Source organism: Clostridium sp. FS41, from assembly GCF_000954015.1.
In the GTDB taxonomy this organism is placed as follows: domain Bacteria; phylum Bacillota; class Clostridia; order Lachnospirales; family Lachnospiraceae; genus Enterocloster; species Enterocloster citroniae.
In genome coordinates this window covers 277,297-300,025 of the sequence record NZ_JYHN01000062.1, presented here as the reverse complement: position 1 = coordinate 300,025, position 22,729 = coordinate 277,297, and the positions used below count along the sequence as shown (strand labels likewise).

Here is a 22,729-nt window from a genome sequence, read left to right as displayed (position 1 = left end):
GCGGGAAGCAGAGGCCGGTTTTTTGTCTTTTACCCTCCCCCTCATTTTGAAAAAATTAGCACTCTACCCTTGACAGTGCTAACAACATGTGTTATAGTACGACTAGAACAAAGAAAACCGCAGCACAATTCCGATTTCCATCCGTTCCGGAAGATACGTATCCTATGAACAAGATTATGAGGTTATGATACATACTTCTATGGCGGAGGAGACAGAGAAAGGGGAATGGGCGATGAATATTAATAAATTTACGCAAAAATCAATGGAAGCAGTGCAGAACTGCGAAAAGCTGGCATATGAGTATGGAAACCAGCAGATCGATCAGCAGCACCTGCTCTACAGTCTGCTGACCCTGGATGACAGTCTGATCCTTAAACTGATCACCAAGATGGGGATCCAGGGCGATATGTTTACCAATGAAGCGAAACAGGCGGTTGAACGCCTTACAAAAGTAAGCGGAGGCGGGCAGCTGTACATCAGCAATGACCTGAATAAGGTGCTGATCAATGGCGAGGATGAAGCCAAGGCCATGGGCGATGAGTATGTGTCAGTGGAGCATTTATTCTTATCCCTTCTCAAGCATTCCAACAAGGATATTAAGGCGCTGTTTAAGCTTTATAATATTACAAGGGAAACATTCCTGCAGGCCCTGTCCACGGTCAGGGGCAACCAGAGAGTGGTGACGGATAATCCGGAAGCCACCTATGATACCCTCCAGAAGTATGGTTACGATCTGGTGGAGCGGGCCAGGGATCAGAAGCTGGATCCTGTGATCGGCCGTGACGGTGAGATCAGGAACGTGGTCCGCATCCTGTCCCGTAAGACAAAGAATAACCCTGTATTGATCGGTGAGCCCGGTGTTGGCAAGACTGCTGTTGTGGAAGGGCTGGCCCAGCGTATCGTGCGGGGGGATGTGCCTGACGGGTTAAAGGATAAGAAGCTGTTTGCCCTGGATATGGGGGCTTTGGTGGCAGGCGCCAAGTACAGGGGTGAATTTGAGGAACGTCTGAAGGCAGTGCTGGAGGAAGTGAAAAAAAGCGATGGGCAGATCATCCTGTTTATCGATGAACTCCATACCATTGTGGGTGCAGGTAAGACAGAGGGCTCCATGGATGCAGGCAATATGTTAAAGCCAATGCTGGCAAGAGGGGAACTTCACTGTATCGGCGCCACCACATTGAATGAGTACAGACAGTATATTGAAAAGGATGCGGCCCTGGAACGCAGGTTCCAGCCCGTACTGGTGGATGAGCCATCGGTGGAGGATACCATTTCCATCTTAAGGGGACTTAAGGAGAGGTATGAAGTATTCCACGGCGTGAAGATCACAGACTCCGCCCTGGTCAGCGCAGCTACATTGTCAGACCGCTATATCTCAGACCGTTTCCTTCCGGATAAGGCCATTGACCTTGTGGATGAGGCCTGTGCCATGATCAAGACGGAGTTGGATACCATGCCGGCTGAGCTGGATGAGATGTCCAGGAAGATCATGCAGATGGAGATCGAGGAGGCGGCTCTTAAGAAAGAGACTGACCGGCTGAGCCGGGACCGTCTGGCCGACCTGCAGAAGGAATTGGCGGAACTCCATGATGAGTTTGCGGCAAAAAAGGCCCAGTGGGAGAACGAGAAGGCAAGTGTGGACCGCCTTTCCTCCCTCAGGGAAGAGATAGAAGCAGTGAACCGGGATATTCAGGATGCCAAGCAGCGTTATGACCTGAACAAGGCGGCGGAGCTGCAGTATGGCAGGCTGCCGCAGCTTCAGAAGGAGCTGGAGGCAGAGGAGGAACGGGTCAAGAAGGAGGATCTGAGCCTTGTCCACGAGAGTGTGACCGAGGATGAGATTGCCAGGATCGTGTCCAGATGGACCGGCGTACCGGTGTCAAAGCTGACAGAGAGTGAAAGAAGCAAGACCCTGCATCTGGATGAGGTTCTTCACAAACGTGTGGTGGGCCAGGATGAGGGCGTACAAAAGGTCACGGAGTCTATCATCCGTTCCAAGGCCGGGATCAAGGATCCCACAAAGCCCATTGGCTCATTCCTGTTCCTGGGCCCCACAGGCGTTGGCAAGACGGAATTGGCCAAGGCATTGGCGGAAGCACTGTTTGATGACGAGTCCAACATGGTCCGTATTGATATGAGTGAATACATGGAAAAGCATTCCGTGGCGCGTCTGATCGGCGCACCTCCAGGATATGTGGGTTATGACGAGGGCGGCCAGCTGACAGAGGCCGTACGCCGCAAGCCATACAGCGTGGTGCTGTTTGACGAGGTGGAGAAGGCCCACCCGGATGTATTCAATGTGCTGCTCCAGGTCCTGGATGACGGACGTATTACGGATTCCCAGGGCAGGACAGTGGACTTTAAGAATACGATCATCATACTCACCTCCAATATTGGATCCCAGTACCTGCTGGAGGGAATCGACAGCCAGGGGCAGATCAGGCCCGAGGCAGAGGCAGCGGTCATGAACGACCTAAGGGTCCACTTCCGCCCTGAGTTCCTGAACAGGCTGGATGAGATGATCCTGTTCAAACCTCTGACCAGAGAGAATATCAGCCGTATTGTGGATCTGTGTGTGGCTGATCTGAATAAACGCCTGTCCGACAGGAACCTTACCATTGAACTTACGGACAGCGCAAAGGAGTTTATCACCGAGCGCGGCTATGATCCCGTGTATGGTGCCCGTCCCCTGAAACGGTATCTCCAGAAACATGTGGAGACATTGGCTGCCAAGATCATTCTGGGCGATGGAGTAAGGGAAGGCAATACCATTGTAGTTGATGTGGCTGAGGATGGCAGCAGACTGATCGCCTATGTGGAATAGGATTAAATACAACAGAGCAGAAGAGTAGGTAAAACCACAGGGTTTTTGTATGGAACCCTGTGGTTTTTACATATATTTACTAATACAAGGATAGGATTACATAAATATTCTTATGAAATATTATCTGAATACTTCTAATAATGAAATTTAATTCCAACAACTTACAAATCGCGGTAAAAAAACGAGAAAATACCCCAAATTAATGTTGAAAACGTTACTTGCAGGTGATATAATCGTTTCGGCTGAAATGAAATTCACCGTTTGGTTCAGGACTATAACAGATTAAAAGGCAGGTAAAACATGTGAACACCCTTCCAAAAGATCCTATTATATTATTAAGTTATGTTAATACACAGCTCCGTGACAATTATAATTCTCTGGAAGAGATGTGCCAGGCGCTGGATACGGATCAATCGAATATTATATCTGTGTTGTCAGGCATTGGTTATCGCTATGAGCCGGCTCAGAATTGTTTCCGTTAATCAATTATATATCGGGGTAAAATGCCGGCTTTGTCTGATCCATTCAGATGAGGCCGGTTTTTAGTCGTGGGCAAATATAAAAGGGGGTGTTTCCTGTGCCGCGTTACAGATATAAGGCAAAGAACTTGGATGGAAAGGTCTTTAAGGGAGTTATGGAGGCGGCGGATGAGGATGCCCTCCTTAAAGGCCTGCGGTTTAAGGGGCTTTACTGTATGGATTATCATTCCTTGGAGGCGGGGACAAAACTTCGCCCGGTAAGGCTGAAGGGGAAGATGCTTCCTCCTCTGTGCAGACAGTTAGCGGCCATGTTGGCCGCAGGGGTTCCTCTTTCCAGAGCCCTGGCTGTCAGCTATGAGTCGTCCCAGGACCGGACGGTGAAAGAAACGTTGATTAAATTAAGGGAAAGTGTCCATAAAGGGCGGACCCTTTATGAAGCCATGGAGGAGATGCCGGGAGCATTTCCCAAACTATTGGTCTATATGGTTCAGACAGGTGAAGCCAGTGGGACGCTGGATCATATGCTTGAAAGGATGGCTGAGTATTATGACCGCGAGGAAGAACTGAATGGTAAGGTGCGGACGGCTATGACATACCCTGTCATCCTGTTTTGCATCACGGTGATTGCTTCCGTCTTTATGCTGACAACGGTATTACCCCAGTTTGCTTCCATGATGGAGGAACAGGAGCTTCCCTGGATTACACGTTTGATGATGGGAGTAAGTATCAGCTTGAGAAACTACGGATTGTATTATATGATATTGATAATGGTTTTTATTGCCCTGTCCATGGGAGTTCTTATGATTCCTTCTGTCCGGTTAAAGGCTGACCGGGCTATCCTCCATATTCCGGTTATTGGTAAACTATTGAGAACAGTTGAGACCTCGCGCTTTGCTTCCACCTTTGCGGTGCTGTATGGAAGCGGCGTTGGGATTTTGGATGCCATCCATGCTTCAGGGCGTGTCATTGGCAATACATATGTGGAGAAATGCCTGGAACGGGCGGCGGAGAACATGAAAAGGGGAGAAATGCTTTCCCAGGTACTGAAGGAACTGGATGTTTTTCATCCGATCCTGATATCCATGGTGGTGGCAGGTGAAGAATCAGGAGCTTTGGATACCGTATTGTCTGAGGCAGGCGGTTATTATCAGCGGGAGGCCGGAAGAGCCCTGGGACAGATGGTTGCCCTTTTAGAACCGGTGATGATCCTGTTTATGGCATTGATCGTTGGCTCCATTGTCATGGCTGTGATGATACCTGTCTTTAATATGTATTCTTCGATGCTGTAAGAGGAAAATGACGTCTATGCGTAAGGCGGAACGGAGACTTAGGATGAAACATTATATATGTGTGGAAGAACATGAGATTACATATGTCTGCGGAACATACAGGAAACCGGGCCGTGACCCGGGCCGTGGAAGGATCGTGGTACAGGATGCCCGGAGTGTGTCCGCGGACGCAGACATGAAGGGCGTATTCATGTGCCTGGCAAAAGCGCACGACCTGGCGGGAAGAAAGGTTAACCTGGTGCTGGGACGTGACCTTTCCTATATGAAAGTGCTGCTTCCCAAGTCCGGGGACCGGGCATTGAGGCGTATGGCCGGAAATGAGCTTGTCGCAGAGGGAAAATGCAAAGCGGACTGCCTGGCTGCAGTGGATATCCAGAGGGGATTTGGAGAACGCCATATTCCTGTTATGGTCTATTATATGGAAAAGGAAAAGCTGGATGTATACACAGATGCCATGGAACAGGCCGGGATCCTTCATGGATCCACTTTTCTGGTGCCTGACTGTGCCGCGGCGGCAGCCCAGATCCTGTGTAAAACGCGCAATAGTATATTGATCGATGTGGAAAAGGAGGGGCTGGGCCTGTATGCAGTGTCAAGCGGCCACTGTCTGGCATGGCGGAGTACTCCCTTAAAAGCCGGCAGATTTTGTGAGCGGAACGCCCGGAAACTTTTGTATGAGGAAATAGCGGAACAGGCGGAACAGATCCGGCGCCAGGTTGAAACGGATTGCGGATCATACGGACCTGAACGCATTGTACTGGCCGGAAACTGCCTCTCAGACATAAATGAGGCGATTGCCTTTATGGAACAATATTTTAATCTTCCATGCACATGCACTAATTTTAATGTGTCGGTGGAACCGGATGCCAAGGCACTTCGCCGCAACATGGAGATGAATGTGGATCCGGGGTCCGTCAGTCCCGGTGCCCTGGCCGCGATCGTGGCCCAAAGCAGGCGGGCACCCGGGATTTTGAACTTAAAAGCGCTCCGGGACGGGGAGGGTGACGGCTTATTCAGGGGATTATCCAGGATAATGTCCAGGGGATTTGCCCTGTTCCTCCTTGCAAATGCAGCAGTGGCTGCGGGAATCTTTGTTTATATACAGGCGCTCAGTCATCAGACGTATCAGGATATGGTGAGCCTTCGCAGGGCCATGAATGCCACGGAGTACAGGGAGCGCTACCAGAAGATACAGAATCTGGACAGCCGTATGGTGGAGGAGGCCGCCCGCAGGAATGCGGCGGAGATAGCCAGGAAGGCTGCATCCAGCTATCTGAGAAAAGAGCATTTTGAGGCGTTTACAGAGGCCATGGAGCCGGACATGCAGGTGGGATCCGTGGTTTACGAGCGCGGTCACGCCTCTTATCTGGAAATGGTCATCTCCCAGAAGGATCCGGCCCAAGTACCCGCTTATGTGGAACAAGTGAGATCCTCCGGCATATTCAGGGAGGTAAGCCACACCTTGTGGGAGAAACGGGAGGATGTGGACGGCTGGAGAGTCTATTCATCGGTCAGGGGTGTCCTGGAACAGGGAGGTCAGAATGAGATTCAGTAAAAGGGAACGTTTCCTCATAGGCATTTTGATACTTGTACTCCTGTGGACCATGGCCTTTAAACTCCTGATCGGACCCGAATATGAAAAACTGATCCGGACCAGGGAGGATCTGCTGGAACTGGAGGGAGAAAAGGACAGGATGGACCTGTATTTGGAACAGTTCTCTGACTTAGAGGAAAGGCTTAAGGAATTGGACGGTGAGGAGGATGATGAATTCTTTTACCATGACATAGATGATGCGTTTATGGACCTCCATCTCCAGGAAATTGCCAAACGCTCCGGCGTGGAGATCGTGAGGATGAGTATCAACGGCCCTCTTCCCATGGATGAGGAAGCAGAGAAGGTGAGCACTTGGGCAGCCGATCATGTGATGATGGAAACCGTTATTACCATGGAAGTCAACTGTCCCGGAGTGGAACAGGTTAAAAATTTTGTGGATGAGGTTTATGAGGAGCCGGCAAGTCTTTTTATCAGTTACATTGATCTGAAGGAAAAGGACGGGGAGGCGGATGGCAGGACAGCCAGCCCCAGTGGGAACAGTCAGGCGGAGAACAGTCAGGCGGGGAGCAGCGTCTTGAGCGGTATGGTGGAGGTCAGATATTATTATGAAGAAACGGAATAGAAAACGTGGCAGGGAAGGGTTTACGCTGATCGAGGTGATTGCGTCCACCGCACTTTTGATGGTTACAGCCACAGGATTCCTTATGATGACAGGGGCCAATACAGGTCTTCTGGCAAAGGAGCACAGACTGGACCAGTCCAATTACAGGCTCAGCGCCATGGCGGAAGAAGGATTGGGAGAAGCCACAGGTGCGGAGCTGGTGGTGGAGTTTTCCATGGAAGGGGACTCCGGCTATCCGGATGCAGGGGCTGAGGAAATATTTTATCAGTACAGTGTCAGGGAGGACGAAGGCAGGGATGAGGAATTTGGGGACTGTTCGGGTCCTGGGTATTCAATTATAGTATATAGGCACAGGTAGAGAATGGATAATCGATCATCAAAGGGAGATATGACAGGCAGCAGGGGATTTACACTATTGGAAACAGTAATAGCATTGGCCATCACTGCGGTGGTGACCGTATTTGCCATAGGATTCATACGCCCGCAGATCGGGCTGTATAATGAGTTCGACCAGTTGTCCCAGGCAAAGGCAATGTGCGCAGAGGCGTATGTGAAGCTGGAGAAGGTGCTGCGGTATGGATATGTGTATCATGCAGATCCCGACCGCCCGGATGAGTTGGCATATTATATAAGAAAGACCGAGCCCTATGAGTCCGTACACGAGTCTGACGGTTCCGTTTATGAGATGCTTCCGCCCATGGACAAATGGCCCCGTATTGCTGCCGGGGATCTTGAGGTGGAGGAGATGGACGGCATGACTCTGGAACTGGATTTTGGGGGAACCACAAGCAGGGAAGTCAGGGCTCTCCTTGTGGTGAAAAAGGAAGAGGAGCAGGTTTATGAACAGGAAGTGGTCATACGTTCCATGTATGATTATGAGATTGAGGGAGATGATGTTGTTGGGTGGTAACAGGAAGGACGGGGCTGCTGGCCATGGCATGCCGGGCGGTGGTGACAGGGGCAGCAGTATGATCTATGTAGTTCTTTTCGTCACCCTTCTGACCGTATTTTCCTGCGGATATATGACCATTTCCAAGTTCAACATGCAGTCCACCCTGAACAGCAGAAAATATATGGAAGCACAGCTTACGGCCAAGACCATCCACCGTACCTTTTGTGAATCGGTGGGAGGCGGAGAGTCAGACGTCATGAACAGTATCTGGCAGTGCTTTGAGTCGGACCGTGACATGGTACGTGAAGAATATGAGGAAATGATGGCGGACGAAGAGGAAAATGAGGACGCTGCGGAAGATGACGCTGTGGAAGATGACGCCGCGGAAGAGGATGCCGCGGAAAAGGAAGCAGTAGAAGATTCCGCGGAAAATGTGGATGAGCGCGTGGAAGCGGCTGCGGATGAAGAGGCTGGCGGCAGTCATGACCACATCGATGGACGGTGGGAGCGGTATCTTTACCATGCCCTTGGGAATAAAGAATATGTGATGAAGGGGACCAGCGGACAGCCCGATGAGGATGTGTCAGTGGACATTACGGTCAAGGCAAAACCGCTTGCCAGGTCTGCCAATGTAAGTACCAAGGTGGTTTGTAATGGGTATACATTTTCGCTGAAAGCGGACATTGTGTTTGATCACAGTGACGGAGCCGTGATCGACAGGGGCAGCATGTATCGGAGGTCAAGAGGGGAACGGGTATACCTGGATGGAAATGGTGTTTACCGCTATTATGAGGAAGGGGACGAATAGGAACAGGATCTGTTTACGGAAGAAACAGACCCAGATACCAGGTTATGATCTCGCTGTACCACAGTCCGCATACCATAAGGGACAGGCCAAAGAAGGGCGCCATGGGTGCGCTTGTCTTGCCGTTTACCCGGCCCCTGAGCAGAGGGATAAGATACCACAGGCCGGCTATCACATAAGCCATGAAGACAGAGGCTATTCCGGCTCTGGCACCAAGAAGAAAACCGCTGGAAGCCAGAAGTTTTACATCTCCTCCGCCCACGCCTCCCCTGGTAAGGATTCGGAGTATTTCCAGAAAACCGCCGCAGATAAACGAACCCGCCATGCGTTCCAGGATCCCGGGCCGGCGGCATAGGATAATGGATGCCAGTCCAAGAAGCAGGATGAGTATATGGATCCCATCGGGAATATATAAATATCTTGCGTCAATCCAGGCCGCAACGGTCAGGAGGGATGCAAAGGCGCACAGGATAACGGACTCTGCTCCGGGGCCTTTGACCAGGCAGCACAAATAAAAGATCAAGGCACTCCCCGCCTCCACGATCGGATATTGGGGAGAGACGGCTGTGCGGCAGAAGCGGCATTTCCCTCTGAGGAACAGCCAGGAAAGGACAGGTATCATGTCAATGGCGGGCAGCTGCCTTTGGCAGGAGGGACAATGGGAACGTCCGGTGACAAAGGTTTCACCTTTGGGAATCCGCATGATACATACGTTGAGAAAGCTTCCCGTGACAGCGCCGAACAATGCATATATAACTGGGTACAATGGATTCATATAGGACCTCTTTAAAACTGAATTCTGATTAAGGGAATTATACCACTATAATTGAAAGGAGACAACCAGTGCCAAATAAATTGACAATAGAGGAACTGCTGGTAAAGCATCATTACCTGACGCAGAACCAGCTGGACCGTGCCATGCATTTCAGGGGGCAGGACATGGACCAGTCAGTGGAAGAACTTCTGATGGATCTGGGTTATGTGACCGAGGAAGCAGTGATCCAGTGTGCCGCTCTGAGAGACCATGTACCTGTGGTGAATCTGGATGATATAAGGATCGACCTGAAAGCGGCCGATATGGTTTCTCCTGCATTTGCGGAGCGCAACAGGATCATTCCCATTGATTTTGACGGAGACAGATTGGTGGTGGCAGCCGCCTATCCCATGGACCAGGACATACTGGATGAGACAGCCACCATAACAGGCATGGAGGTAAAAGCCATGCTTGTAACCTCCTGTGCAATGGAGAAGGCCATTGAGAAAACTTATGGAAGCAGCCGGGAAAGGTTTGGCGGTTCAGGGGAAGCCATGGACATCTCCTCTTTGGACCGGCAGAACGAGCTTCTGTTCATGGAGCGGGTGGAGAGTGCGCCGGTAGTCCGCATGGTCAACGCCATCATAGAGAACGCCTATTCCAGAAATGCCAGTGATATCCATGTGGAGCCGGGCAAGCATGATCTTGTGATCCGCATGAGGATCAACGGTGACCTGATCGTCCATACTACCCTGGAAATGGAATATCACCGTCCCATGGTGACACGCCTTAAGCTGATGGCCGGTATGGATATTGCGGAGAAACGTCTTCCGCAGGATGGAAAGTATCACTATGAGAAGGCATCCGTGTCCACTGATCTGAGGATTTCCACCCTGCCCACTATCTTTGGGGAGAAGGTGGTGCTCAGACTTTTAGGAAATGACAGGGATAATTCCCTGATGGATATAAAGCGCCTTGGCATGAATGAGGAACAGAGGGAAGTATTTGAACGCATCCTCAAGGTGCCTCATGGGATCGTGTTGGTGACCGGTCCCACGGGAAGCGGCAAAACCACCACGCTCTATGCGGTGCTCAGCCGCATTGTGAAAAAGAAGATCAACGTGGTTACAGTGGAAGATCCTGTGGAAAAGGTGATCGAGGGAATCACCCAGGTGCAGATCAATCCAAAATCAGGCCTTACATTTGCCACAGCGCTCCGCTCCATTTTAAGACAGGATCCGGATGTGATCATGGTGGGTGAGATGCGGGATGAGGAAACAGTGTCCATTGGCGTAAGAGCTGCCATCACAGGGCATCTGGTGCTTTCCACCCTTCATACCAATGACTGTGCTTCCACCATTAACCGTCTGCGCAACATGGGTGTGCCGCCCTATATGGCGGCGGCGGCCCTTTCCGGAATTGTGTCACAGCGTCTGGTCAAGCTGCTGTGTCCGGAATGCCGTAAGCCATATGCGCCGGATGAGAGGGAGAAGCGGTTATTTGGTGAGATGGGATTAAAGGAACCGGAGTCTTTATTCAGGGCGGTGGGATGTCCCTGCTGCAGTGGAACGGGATATATCAGAAGAAAAGCCGTCTACGAGCTGATGGAGGTGGATGAGGAAGTGAAGTCCATGATACTGGATGACGCGCTTCCCAGGGATATCCGCCTGTATCAGAGAAAGAGAGGACTTAAGTCTATAAAAGAATACGTGCTTCAGATGGTCCTGGAGGGGGAAACCAGTATGGAAGAGGCTGAAAAAATCATCTATTCCGTGGAATAGGATATATGTTATATTAAAAGAAAAGAGGAATCATAACAATGAAAATGCAAAGGATAAAGAAGAAGGCCAAGGGCAGGGATGGATTTACCCTCATAGAACTGATCTGCGTCATTGCCATACTTGGGATCCTGGTGGCGCTGGCAGTTCCGTCCTACCGGGGAATACAGGACAAATCAGCCCGTCAGGTAGCCATATCAAATGCCAGGTCCAATTATACACTTGGGAAAACACAGCAGGAGATGCTGGACGCAGGACTGATGCTGTCTTCTGAAACACAGGACTACAACTATGATAAGGATAAGAATTCAGCTTACTGGGAAGGTGAAATAAACGGAATCCAATATAAAGCCGTGTATCCCGGATCGGAAGGCAAGGGTGAGATTGAGAGCAGCAGTGGAAACTAATCTGCTTTTGTGGTACAATGAGCCATGATCAGCTGAATGACAGGAAGATAAAAATGAGGAATAAGATGAGATACAGGAAGAATTGCTCCGGTTTTACCCTGGTGGAACTGGTTGTGGTAGTAGCAATCCTGGCCATACTTATGGCAATGGCAGTTCCGCAGATGATAGGGTACACCAAAGCCTCCCACAGGATGGCGGGAAGAACTGAGGCATACCTATGCGTGGATGCGGTACAGCGTTATCTGGATGATGAAAAGGAAAAGGGAACGCTGTCAGCGGGAAAAATCGTAAAGCTGGTGAACCAGGAGCTGAGTAATCCGGATACGGTACTAAGCGACTACCTCTATGGAGGACAGCAGGGAGCAAAGCTTACTGCCATGGATGTGGATTTAACCAGTGGACTCCTTAAATCCCTGACCTATGAATCAAAGTATTATACGGTTAAGATAACCATTGATAAGGATGGGAAAAGGACCCGGACGAACGAAGTATTAAAATGAGGAACATGAGAAAGGCCGGCAAGGAAGAGGTTGAAGGATGGAATTAGTCTTGGATTCGGTTATCAGTGTATGGGGGTGGCTGCTGGAACATCTGTTATACATTAACCTTTTATTTTCAATCGTCATTATATTTTTTCAGAGGCGCGACCCCAAAGTGGTGTGGACCTGGCTTCTGGCCCTGAATTTCCTCCCGGTGTTCGGAATCGTATTCTACCTTTTGTTTGGGCAGGATTTAAAAAAGAGCAGGATGTTCAGGGTAAAGGAGATCAGCGATCGGCTGAACCTGCCTATTAAAAGCCAGGAGGAAATATTTCTGGCTGACGATATGCCGGAGGAACTGATGGATCCCATGTCCAGGGATTATAAGAGCCTGATCCTCTACAATCTGGAGACATCAGGCTCTGTCCTGACTGTAAACAATAAGGTAAAGGTCTATACGGACGGGCAGGAGAAGTTTGAGGCATTGAGGAATGAACTGCGCCAGGCCCGCAGGTTTATCCATATCCAGTACTATATCATTAAAAATGATGAGCTGTTTGATTCCATTGTGCCGATCCTTCTGGAAAAGGTGAAGGAGGGTGTGGAGGTAAGGATCCTGTGTGACGGAATGGGCGGAAGGTTTATGCCCGGAAAACGCTGGGAACAGATGAAGGAAGCGGGAATCAAGATCGGGGTATTCTTTCCCCCCTTTCTGGGATGGCTGAACCTGCGTGTGAATTACCGTAACCACAGGAAAATCGTTGTCATTGACGGCTGTACCGGGTTTGTGGGTGGGTTTAACGTGGGACGGGAGTATATTTCAAAGGACCCTAAATTCGGCTATTGGCGGGACACCCATCTGGAGATCATGGGGGAAGCTGCCATCAGTTTGCAGATACGGTTTGCCCTGGACTGGAATTACGCCACAGGGGAGAACCTGTTTAAGGAGGTCCGGTATTTTGGTGATGATTCCCAGTATGTGACCCGGTGCTTAAATGGAAGGATGTCCCCCATATGGCCGGACCCTGAACGGGTCAATGAGCTGGTGGCCATGCAGATCATCACCAGCGGGCCTGATACCAGGGAACCTCACATCAGAAATAACTATCTGGAGCTGTTCCACAAGGCAAAACACAATATCTATATCCAGACACCCTATTTTATTCCGGATGATGCCATATTCTCAGCCCTTAAGATAGCAGCCCTGTCCGGCGTGGATGTAAGGCTTATGATTCCCTGCAAGCCGGACCACCCCTTTGTATACTGGGCCACCTGCTCCTATGCGGGAGAACTTCTGGATTACGGAGCCAGGGTGTATATATATGAGAACGGATTCCTCCATTCCAAGGGTATTACCATAGACGGAAGGGTCAGCTGCTACGGCACGGCCAATATGGATATCCGGAGTTTTGAACTGAATTTTGAGGTCAATGCCACTATCTATGATGAGGAAGTGACCGGGGAACTGGAGGAGGCATTTATGAATGACCTTCCCCACTGCTGTGAGATCACCAAGGAGGATTACATGGACAGAAGCCTTTGGATACGTGTGAAGGAGCAGTGCAGCCGCCTGCTTTCACCACTGCTGTAAAAAAGGATCCGTCCATCAAGCCGCTTCGGGGATGAAGCCGCCGGCGGATTGCAGAGGGGTTCACTGATTTGGGAAAGTTCTGGAAAAATACCACTGTGCGAATAAAACAATGGCAGGACTTTCATACTAATGTCTATGAGAGCACAGACAGAATCAACCCATCAAACAAACAGAATAACAGAGCTGCTGTTGAACTTTTGCCGGTGCGGTATAGCCGGATGGTGCCTGGAGGTGATGTTCACCTCGGTGGACTCCATTATGGCAGGCGACTGGAGACTTATGGGACGCACCTCCCTGATCATGTTTCCGATCTATGGGATGGGGGCGCTTTTGTTTCCCATCAGCCGCTTGATAGACAGCTGGCTGGCCGGGCTGCCGGGCTTTGAGGATGCGGGAGCGGACCGGATCTCCCGCCTGGCCCGGGCTGTACGCCATGGGCTGATCTATATGGTCCTCATATTCATTGCGGAATATATTACAGGGATCTGGCTTACAAGCCTGGGAATCTGTCCATGGGATTACTCTCTGTGGCCGGATAATGTGGGCGGGGTCATCCGTCTGAAGTTTGCCCCCCTGTGGTTTGGAACAGGGCTTTTATTTGAGTATCTGACACGTAAAAAGAGTGGATATTAAATGTCAAACCTGGATGCAGGGTATTGTATTTAATCCGCTCTTTTTATATAATAGACTGAAAGTAACTGTTCAGGACATCCGATATGAAAATGGGTGCAAAAACGGACTTATAAGCAAGCTTAACGCCCGCTTTTGCACCCATTTTCCCGCCGTCCTGAACTGTTGCGATTGAAATAAATATCTGCATAAATCAAAGGAGAACGGGAATGATACGGATAATTTTGGTGGCACTGACCGTGGTGCTGTTCCTTATTTTCAGCATACCCATGCTGGTGGTGCTGGGAATACAGGAAAAAAGGAACCCGGGGCAGGTTCAGGCCAAAAGCCTGCACACGGTGCAGGGGGTGTTCCGCTTTATATTAAAGCTGGCAGGGGTTACATATGAGGTTCAGGGATTGGAGAATATACCCAGGGACCGGGCTGTCCTGTACGTGGGAAACCACAGAAGCTATTTTGATATACTGATCGGGTATGTGACTGTTCCGGGGCTTACGGGGTTTGTGGCCAAGAAGGAGATGCTGAAGGCGCCCCTTTTGCGGGACTGGATGCACAAGGTGAACTGCCTGTTCCTGGACCGGGTGGACATCAAGGAAGGGTTAAAGACGATCCTGGAGGGCATTGATAAGGTAAAGTCAGGCATTTCCATCTGGATCTTCCCGGAGGGGACGCGCAATGAGAATGAGGATATGACAGAGCTGCTGCCCTTTCATGAAGGCAGCCTGAAGATCGCGCAAAAGAGCGGATGCCCGGTGATCCCCGTGGCCATTACAGGGACGGCCCCTATTTTCGAGCAGCATTTGCCCCTGATCAAGCCGAGCCATGTGATCATACGGTATGGAGAGCCTATTTATATCAAGGAGCTTCCGCCTGAGGGCCGCAAGTTCCCGGGATCTTATACAAGGAATATTATTTCCGGTATGTTGAGGGAAATGAATCAGGCGCAGGACTTAGGGGATAAAAAAGCCTAAACCGAAAAATATCACCAAAAGATAGAACCGAAAGACAGAACCGAAAGACAGCACCGAAAGATAGAACAGGAGTATAGAAGGACCATGGAAAATCTGGATTTACAGGAGATCAGGGGACAGCTGGATGAGATCGACCAACAGCTGGTAAAATTAATTGAGCAGAGGATGAAGCTGTGCGGGGATGTGGCGGAGTTTAAAATCGGGACCGGCAAACCGGTCTATGACGGGGAGCGGGAAAAACAGAAGCTTCAGTCAGTCATGGACATGGTCCAGGGGGATTTTAACAGGCAGAGCATGTATGAACTGTTCACACAGCTTATGACCATAAGCCGCAAGTACCAGTATGGGCTTTTGGCACGGCACGGACTTGGATTGGATACGGGTTTTACCATGGTGGATGAACTGAAGCGGGAGGGTGTCAGGATCGTTTACCAGGGTGTGGAGGGCGCCTACAGCCATGGGGCTGCCATACAGTTTTTTGGCGAGGATGCGGATATGTACCATGTGGCGATCTTTGAGGACGCCATGGTGGAGGTGGAGGAAGGCAGGGCGGATTACGCCGTGCTTCCCATAGAGAACTCCTCGGCCGGGGCTGTCAGCGACAATTATGACAATCTTGTGAGACACAATCTGTACATCGTGGGCGAGACGGAAGTCTCCGTCACCCATGCCCTGCTGGGGCTTAAGGGGGCCCGGCTTTCAGATATTAAGCGGGTGTATTCCCATCCCCAGGGATTGATGCAGTGTTCCCCGTACCTGAATGCCAACCGGCAGTGGACTCAGTTCAGTGTGGAGAATACAGCCGGGGCTGCAAAAAAAGTGCTGGAGGACCAGGATATTTCCCAGGCGGCCGTGGCCAGCGAGACGGCGGGCAGGATCTACGGACTTCAGGTCCTGAAGCGGGCGATCAACCATGACAAGGATAATACCACCAGGTTTATCATCCTGTCCAGGCATCCCGTGTACAGGAAAGGCGCCGGTAAGGTGAGTATCTGTTTTGAAGGTTTACATAAAAGCGGATCTCTTTACAACATGCTGGGCAACTTTATCTATAATGATGTGAACATGCTCATGATCGAGTCCCGTCCCATTGTGGGACGCAGCTGGGAGTACCGGTTCTTTGTGGATGTGGAAGGATGTCTTGGCGATGCATCCATACAGAACGCGTTAAAGGGAATCTCGGAGGAAGCCGTGAGCATGCGGATCCTGGGAAATTATTAGTATTTTACCAATGGTACAGTCCGTTGGGATTTGGGCATACAGGGAGGCTTGGACAAATGGATATCAATGAACTGGTTATATACAGGAACCTGGAGCACCAGGAACTGTTTGAAGAGATGGCATGCCTTATGGGATACGCTTCCCGTGAGGAAAAGCCGGATGCATTCCACTGCGGGGGAAGGCTGGTCGAACTGGCCGTGAATTACGGCTTTGAGGGAAATCTGTGGCATTGTTTTCTGGCATTCTGCCTGGCTAACAATGAAAATGCCTATACCACCACCTGCGAGATCACAGGGGCGGCAGGCGGTTCCCTGGATGAGCTGGCCAGGGAGGATTTCGGTATTTTTAAGGCTCTGTTTGACTACGACATATTAAAGCTTGAACCGTCCGGGATGTGGAGACAGCTCTCCGCCTACAGGCCCGCGGGAAAGGGCAGCCGGGTGTTTAATAAGCGTATCAGAGACCGTATTGTGAACCTGGCCGTCCAGCTGGAGGAGTCCGGGGATGTGGAGGAGTTCCAGAGCCATGTATCGGAGTTTTACAGGGAGTTCGGCGTGGGGAAATTCGGACTGAACAAGGCGTTCCGCATTGTGGAAAAGGATGAGGGGCAGACCGTACTGATCGACCCTATCATCAATGTGGAACATGTATATTTTAAAGACATTGTGGGGTACGAACTCCAGAAACAAAAGCTGATCGAGAACACGGAGGCATTTGTGGAGGGAAGGGAAGCCAACAATGTGCTCCTGTTCGGAGACGCAGGCACGGGCAAGTCTTCCAGCGTCAAGGCAGTGCTCAATGAATATTACTCCAGAGGACTGCGTATCATTGAGGTATACAAGCACCAGTTTAAGGCGTTGTCAGATGTGCTGGAGCAGATCAAGGACAGAAACTATAAGTTCATTATCTATATGGACGACCTCTCTTTTGAGGATTATGAGCTGGAATACAAGTATCTGAAGGCCATTCTGGAGGGAGGGCTTGGAAAGCGGCCAGACAATGTGCTGATATACGCTACCTCCAACCGGCGCCATCTGATCCGGGAAAAATTCAGCGATAAGAGGGAGCTGGATGATGAGCTGCACAACAATGACACGGTGCAGGAAAAGCTGTCCCTTGCATCCCGGTTTGGGGTAACTATTTACTTTGGTTCACCGGACAAGCGGCAGTTTGAGACAATTGTGAAAGCGCTGGCAGACCGCTGCCATCTGGATATGCCGGAGGATGAGCTGTACAGGGAAGCCAACAAGTGGGAACTGAGCCACGGCGGTCTGTCGGGACGCACGGCCTCTCAGTTCATAACCCATCTTTTGGGGCGGCAGCGTATGGATTAGTACTGACTTTACAGGGATTTTACATGGGATTTACTGAAATTACATGTAAAAGCAGGCGGACCCGTTTATAATATCGGTCAAAAGGAGTGATAAAGGTGGCTATTCGGACATTTGCAGCAATTGATGTGGGCTCGTTTGAGCTGGAGATGGGTATTTACGAGATGTCGTACAAGACGGGAATCCGGCGTGTTGACCACATCCGGCACGTAATTGCCTTGGGAAAGGATACGTACAGCGAAGGCAAGATCAGCTATGGCCTGGTGGAGGAGATGTGCCAGGTCCTGGGAGAGTTTGTCCAGATCATGAAGACCTATCGGGTAAAGGATTACAGGGCTTATGCGACCAGCGCCATGAGGGAGGCCCGCAACAATCAGATCATACTGGAACAGATCAGGGTCAGGACAGGGCTGAATGTGCGCATCATCAGCAATTCAGAGCAGCGCTTCATCAGTTACAAGGCCATTGCCGCCATGGCAGGTGAATTTAATAAAGTGATCCAAAAGGGGACGGCCATTGTGGACGTTGGCTTTGGCAGCGCCCAGCTGTCCCTGTTTGACAAAGACGCCCTTGTCACCACCCAGAACCTGCCCCTGGGCACCCTGCGTGTCCGAAGCCTTCTGGCTAAGATCCCTGCCACTGTCAGCGAACACCGGGAGCAGATAGAGGAGATTGTGGACAATGAGCTCTTTACCTTCCGCAAAATGTACCTGAAGGACAGGGAGATCAATAATCTGATCGGAATCGGAGAGAATATCCTCTATATTATCAACCGTATGGACTTGAAGGCATATGGGGATAAGATCGATGCCGCCGCCATGAACCGGTTTTATGACAGGCTGTGCCAGCTGACCACGGATCAGATAGAGGAAAAGTTCGGTGTAAACAGTGAGTATGCCTCCCTTCTTCTTCCAAGTGTGGTAGTGTACAAACGCATTCTGGAACTGACCGGAGCCGAGATGTTCTGGGTGCCAGGTATCCGCCTGTGTGACGGGATTGCGGCGGAATATGCCCAGGACAACAAGCTGGTGAAGTTCAGCCATAATTTTGAAAATGATATCCTGGCAGCGTCCAGGAACATGGCCAAGCGCTACAAGTGCCACACCAGCCATAACCAGGTGCTGGAACAATATGCCCTTGGAATCTTTGACAGCATGAAAAAATACCATGGCCTTGGCAGCCGTGAGCGTCTGCTCCTTCAGATCGCGGTCCTGCTTCACGCATGCGGCAAATTCATCAGTATCAGAAATTCCAATGAGTGTTCCTATAATATTATCATGTCCACGGAGATCATCGGCCTCAGCCATCTGGAGCGGGAGATCATTGCCAATGTGGTCCGTTACAATATCAGGGACTTTGACTATGACAAGGTTCAGCTGGAGACACAGCTCCTTCAGGAAAATGTTCCGGGCTACAGCCGCAGCTCCATCACCATCCTGATCGCCAAGCTTACAGCCATCCTGCGGCTGGCCAATTCCATGGACAGAAGCCACAGGGCAAAGCTGGCGGACTGCCGCATGGCTGTAAGGGACAATGAACTGGTGATCACAACGGGATATACGGGGGATATGGCACTGGAGACATCCTCCTTTGACCAGAAAGCAGATTTCTTTGAAGAGATATTCGGCGTAAGACCTGTGTTAAAGCAGAAGAGGAGGATGTAATTATGGCAGAATCAGTTGGAAAACAGCAGAGTGGAAAGCAGTCTGCCGGAAAACAGCAGACCGGAAAGCCAAAGGCAGCCAAAACAAAAACAGCCGTACCTGAGACCGCTGCGGTGGATTTTGCGGCGGATTCCAATAATTATGTAAACCGTGAACTGAGCTGGCTGGAGTTTAACTACAGGGTGCTCAGCGAGGCCAGGGATAAGACACTGCCTTTGTTCGAGCGCCTTAAATTCCTGAGTATCACAGCCTCGAACCTGGACGAATTCTATATGGTCCGGGTGGCTTCCTTAAAGGACATGGTCCATGCAAAATACACAAAACCGGACATTGCGGGCCTGACTCCCCAGGAACAGCTGGACCAGATCAGCGAAAAGACACATCAGCTGGTGGATATGCAGTATTCTACCTACAACCGTTCCCTGCTTCCCACTCTCAAGGCCAACGGCCTCCGGGTGATCACAGAGCATGAGGAACTCTCAGAGGATGAGGCTGCATTTGCAGACGAATACTTTAAAAAGAATGTGTACCCGGTACTGACTCCCATGGCGTTTGATTCGTCCAGGCCGTTTCCCCTGATCCGCAACAAGACCCTTAACATCGCGGCGCTTCTGAGAAAGAAAAAAGCGGAACAGACAGAAGAGGAACTGGAGTTTGCAATGGTCCAGGTGCCTTCCGTTATCCCACGGATCGTGGAACTTCCGCGAAAGGTGGATGGGGACGGAAAGGAGCAGCGGGTGGTCATTCTTCTGGAGGAGATTATTGAGCGGAACATGCCCGCCCTTTTCCTCAATTACGGCATTGTGGTATCCCATCCATTCCGTATTATGAGGAATGCGGATCTCACCATTGACGAGGAAGAGGCGGTGGACCTTTTGGAGGAGATCCAGAAACAGCTGAAAAAGCGCCAATGGGGCGAAGCGATCCGTCTGGAGATAGAGGACAATGTGGATAAAAGGCTTCTGAAGATCCTCAAAAAGGAACTGTCCATCAGCAATCAGGATATATTTGGAATCAACGGCCCCCTGGATCTCACCTTCCTTATGAAAATGTACGGGCTGGATGGTTTTGAGCATTTTAAAGCCCCCAGATACATTCCCCAGCCGGTTCCTGCGCTGATGAATGATGACGATATATTTACCAACATAAGAAAAGGAGATATCCTCCTTCACCATCCATATCAGAGTTTTGACCCGGTGGTGGGCTTTGTGCGAAGCGCTGCCAGGGATCCCGAGGTTCTGGCTATCAAGCAGACCCTGTACCGTGTCAGCGGCAATTCGCCCATTATTGCCGCCCTTGCAGAGGCGGCGGATAATGGAAAGCAGGTTTCGGTCCTGGTGGAGCTGAAGGCGCGTTTTGATGAGGAGAACAACATTAACTGGGCCAAGATGCTGGAAAAAGCAGGCTGTCATGTGATCTACGGGCTGGTGGGCCTTAAGACCCACAGCAAGATAACCCTGGTGGTCAGGATGGAAGATGAGGGGATCCGGCGCTACGTCCATCTGGGTACGGGGAATTACAATGACTCCACAGCCAAGCTGTATACTGACTGCGGTATCCTCACCTGCGACCCGCAGATCGGGGAGGATGCAACCGCTGTGTTTAACATGCTGTCAGGCTATTCTGAGCCATTGGCCTGGAATAAGCTTTCGGTGGCACCCCTGTGGCTTCGGGCACGGTTCCTGCGCATGATACGCAGGGAGGCCGACCATGCCAGGGAGGGACGTCCGGCCCACATCATGGCAAAGATGAACTCCCTTTGCGACAAGGAGATCATAACCGCATTGTACGAGGCATCCTGCGCCGGCGTCAAGATCGAGATGATCATCAGGGGCATCTGCTGTCTGAAAGCAGGCGTACCGGGCTTAAGTGAGAATATATCGGTCCGCTCCATTGTGGGCAACTTCCTGGAACACAGCAGGATTTTCTATTTCCTTAACGATGGAAGCCCTGAGGTATACATGGGCAGCGCCGACTGGATGCCCAGGAACCTGGACCGCCGTGTGGAGATCATGTTCCCGGTGGAAAACGAGGAATTACGTGAAAATGTTATCCATATCCTGGAACTGGAGCTGGAGGACAATGTAAAAGCGCATATCCTGCAGCCTGACGGTACCTATGAAAAAGAGGACAAACGCGGCAAAGTGCTGGTCAACTCCCAGGAGCAGTTCTGCCGGGAGGCCATGGCAGCGGCAAAAGCGTCCATGGAGGAGGAAGATCCGGCCAGGGCCAGGGTGTTTAAGCCCATAGAGAGCAGCGGAGTCTGATAGAACCGAGAAGACGGTTTGCATTTGCAGGGACTGAGAATTTTAGGCTGCCGGGATTTTGCGTTAAGGTGAAACGTGCCATTGTTTGAGCAGAAGGAGTTTTGGCACGTTTCGTCTTTTTAGCAAAATCCCGCGGCCTTAGATTTTCCACCCTACATCCGCTCCGCCACGGACCCGAGCGCATGCCCCATTTCTTCCACCAGTTCCTTCATTACCTCACCCACTGGTTTTATATCCCGGATCAGGCAGCATCCCATCCCTATGGGGAATATACCGTCCTCCAGCCTGCCGGTCTTGTACGCTTCTTTGCCTTTGGCGCCGGATATCACGGACATGAGTTCCTGCAGGGAAGCACCCTGATCCTCCATGTCAAGGCATGTGCGGGCGGCGTTGTTGTCTGCGGCGCGCATCATGTTGCGGATACTTTTTTGGATCAGGATGGTGCTGGTCTCCGTGGAATGGGTAATCCATTCTTTGTGGTTTTGGCTGATGGGCGCTTCAGTGGTAGCCAGGAAACGGGTTCCCATGACAACGGCTTCAGCCCCCAGGGCAAGGGCGGCTGCAATGCCCCGCCCGTCCACGATCCCGCCGCCCGCGATCACGGGAATATGCAGGCTCCGGGAGGCTTCGTTGGCCAGGACCATAGTTCCAATGCCGTCCATGCCGGGATGGCCGCCGCATTCATAGCCCACCGCGGTTACGGCATCCACTCCGCAGGATTGGGCGCTGACTCCGTAGCGGGCCGCGGGAACCTTATGGATATGGATGATGCCGGCATCATGGATGAGGGGGACCAGTTTGTCCGGCTTTGTGCCGGCTGTCTCGATTGCCGCTACCTGTTCCATGCCGCAGATGTGGATGAACTGCCGCACATGATCCCCGGCATCCAGGTCAGGCAGAATGCTTATGTTGACACAGAAGGGTTTGTCCGTGAGCTGCTTCATCTCCCGGATGGCCTCATGGAAGGAATCCGGGGTCTTGTAATTGGTGGCGTTGATGGTGCCCAGGCCTCCTGCGTTGGAGACGGCCGCGGCAAGGACGGGATATGCGATATTTTGCATTCCGCCCTGGATGATGGGGTGTTTAATGTGAAGCATCTCTGTTATTTTTGTTTTCATCAAATTGTCCTCCAGGAATCTTTTCTCCGGGAAATTCTCATCAAAGAAACGT

Annotated in this window: 20 protein-coding genes; 18 read left to right on the top strand and 2 right to left on the bottom strand. The window is 50.9% G+C overall.

From position 1 onward, the window contains the following. The first annotated feature begins 232 nt into the window (after positions 1-232). The 8 genes from clpB (at position 233) to CLFS41_RS17925 (ending at position 8,469) form a co-directional block, all read left to right on the top strand. Positions 233-2,824 (top strand): ATP-dependent chaperone ClpB, encoded by a 2,592-nt coding sequence (clpB, locus tag CLFS41_RS17955; RefSeq protein ID WP_045093073.1) that lies wholly within the window; start codon positions 233-235, stop codon positions 2,822-2,824. A gap of 302 nt (positions 2,825-3,126) precedes the next feature. Beyond that, positions 3,127-3,306 (top strand): DUF4250 domain-containing protein, encoded by a 180-nt coding sequence (locus CLFS41_RS29500; RefSeq protein ID WP_082082625.1) that lies wholly within the window; start codon positions 3,127-3,129, stop codon positions 3,304-3,306. Between the two features lie 95 nt (positions 3,307-3,401). Then, on the top strand, positions 3,402-4,592 hold the full coding sequence (locus CLFS41_RS17950) for a type II secretion system F family protein (protein ID WP_045093041.1): 1,191 nt from the start codon (positions 3,402-3,404) through the stop codon (positions 4,590-4,592). Positions 4,593-4,635: 43 nt separating this feature from the next. After that, positions 4,636-6,147 carry a hypothetical protein gene (locus tag CLFS41_RS29085; protein WP_052665802.1) on the top strand — a complete coding sequence of 504 codons (1,512 nt, stop codon included), beginning with the start codon at positions 4,636-4,638 and terminating at the stop codon, positions 6,145-6,147. Further along, positions 6,134-6,769 carry a hypothetical protein gene (locus CLFS41_RS17940; protein ID WP_045093040.1) on the top strand — a complete coding sequence of 212 codons (636 nt, stop codon included), beginning with the start codon at positions 6,134-6,136 and terminating at the stop codon, positions 6,767-6,769. Before CLFS41_RS29085 ends, CLFS41_RS17940 begins: the two co-directional genes overlap by 14 nt. Further along, positions 6,753-7,127 (top strand): prepilin-type N-terminal cleavage/methylation domain-containing protein, encoded by a 375-nt coding sequence (locus tag CLFS41_RS17935; protein ID WP_007861965.1) that lies wholly within the window; start codon positions 6,753-6,755, stop codon positions 7,125-7,127. The genes CLFS41_RS17940 and CLFS41_RS17935 overlap by 17 nt, the downstream gene beginning before the upstream one ends. Positions 7,128-7,130: 3 nt before the next feature. After that, complete coding sequence (locus CLFS41_RS17930) at positions 7,131-7,679, top strand: type II secretion system protein (RefSeq protein WP_045093039.1); 549 nt, start codon at positions 7,131-7,133, stop codon at positions 7,677-7,679. Next, on the top strand, positions 7,669-8,469 hold the full coding sequence (locus CLFS41_RS17925) for a hypothetical protein (protein WP_347468607.1): 801 nt from the start codon (positions 7,669-7,671) through the stop codon (positions 8,467-8,469). The genes CLFS41_RS17930 and CLFS41_RS17925 overlap by 11 nt, the downstream gene beginning before the upstream one ends. 13 nt (positions 8,470-8,482) lie before the next feature. On the opposite strand, the gene CLFS41_RS17920 is transcribed toward CLFS41_RS17925, so the two are convergent. Then, entirely contained in the window at positions 8,483-9,241 is a 759-nt protein-coding gene (locus CLFS41_RS17920) for an A24 family peptidase (RefSeq protein ID WP_007861962.1), read from the bottom strand. 68 nt (positions 9,242-9,309) lie between these two features. On the opposite strand from CLFS41_RS17920, the gene CLFS41_RS17915 reads away from it, so the two are divergent. From CLFS41_RS17915 to CLFS41_RS17870, 10 genes are all read left to right on the top strand, one after another. Next, positions 9,310-11,001, top strand: a complete 1,692-nt coding sequence (locus CLFS41_RS17915; protein WP_045093038.1) for a GspE/PulE family protein — start codon at positions 9,310-9,312, stop codon at positions 10,999-11,001. A 38-nt stretch (positions 11,002-11,039) separates the two neighbouring features. Next, positions 11,040-11,405, top strand: a complete 366-nt coding sequence (locus CLFS41_RS17910; protein WP_007861958.1) for a prepilin-type N-terminal cleavage/methylation domain-containing protein — start codon at positions 11,040-11,042, stop codon at positions 11,403-11,405. Between the two features lie 53 nt (positions 11,406-11,458). Continuing rightward, complete coding sequence (locus tag CLFS41_RS17905) at positions 11,459-11,905, top strand: prepilin-type N-terminal cleavage/methylation domain-containing protein (RefSeq protein ID WP_242849205.1); 447 nt, start codon at positions 11,459-11,461, stop codon at positions 11,903-11,905. 37 nt (positions 11,906-11,942) lie between these two features. Next, entirely contained in the window at positions 11,943-13,475 is a 1,533-nt protein-coding gene (cls, locus tag CLFS41_RS17900; RefSeq protein WP_007861953.1) for a cardiolipin synthase, read from the top strand. Positions 13,476-13,604: 129 nt separating this feature from the next. Then, a complete protein-coding gene (locus CLFS41_RS17895) occupies positions 13,605-14,108 on the top strand; it encodes a hypothetical protein (RefSeq protein WP_007861951.1) in 504 nt (167 codons plus the stop codon). A 206-nt stretch (positions 14,109-14,314) separates the two neighbouring features. Next, entirely contained in the window at positions 14,315-15,076 is a 762-nt protein-coding gene (locus tag CLFS41_RS17890; RefSeq protein ID WP_007861949.1) for a lysophospholipid acyltransferase family protein, read from the top strand. Between the two features lie 84 nt (positions 15,077-15,160). Further along, positions 15,161-16,297 carry a bifunctional chorismate mutase/prephenate dehydratase gene (locus CLFS41_RS17885; RefSeq protein ID WP_007861948.1) on the top strand — a complete coding sequence of 379 codons (1,137 nt, stop codon included), beginning with the start codon at positions 15,161-15,163 and terminating at the stop codon, positions 16,295-16,297. A 56-nt stretch (positions 16,298-16,353) separates the two neighbouring features. Then, positions 16,354-17,631: an ATP-binding protein gene (locus CLFS41_RS17880; protein ID WP_007861945.1), complete on the top strand. Its 1,278-nt coding sequence runs from the start codon at positions 16,354-16,356 to the stop codon at positions 17,629-17,631. Positions 17,632-17,726: 95 nt separating this feature from the next. Beyond that, positions 17,727-19,292: an exopolyphosphatase gene (locus tag CLFS41_RS17875; RefSeq protein ID WP_007861944.1), complete on the top strand. Its 1,566-nt coding sequence runs from the start codon at positions 17,727-17,729 to the stop codon at positions 19,290-19,292. A gap of 2 nt (positions 19,293-19,294) precedes the next feature. Continuing rightward, positions 19,295-21,559: an RNA degradosome polyphosphate kinase gene (locus tag CLFS41_RS17870; RefSeq protein ID WP_007861942.1), complete on the top strand. Its 2,265-nt coding sequence runs from the start codon at positions 19,295-19,297 to the stop codon at positions 21,557-21,559. Positions 21,560-21,711: 152 nt separating this feature from the next. Here CLFS41_RS17870 and CLFS41_RS17865 read toward each other — a convergent pair whose 3' ends face one another. Next, complete coding sequence (locus CLFS41_RS17865) at positions 21,712-22,677, bottom strand: nitronate monooxygenase (protein ID WP_052665800.1); 966 nt, start codon at positions 22,675-22,677, stop codon at positions 21,712-21,714. Positions 22,678-22,729 lie beyond the last annotated feature (52 nt).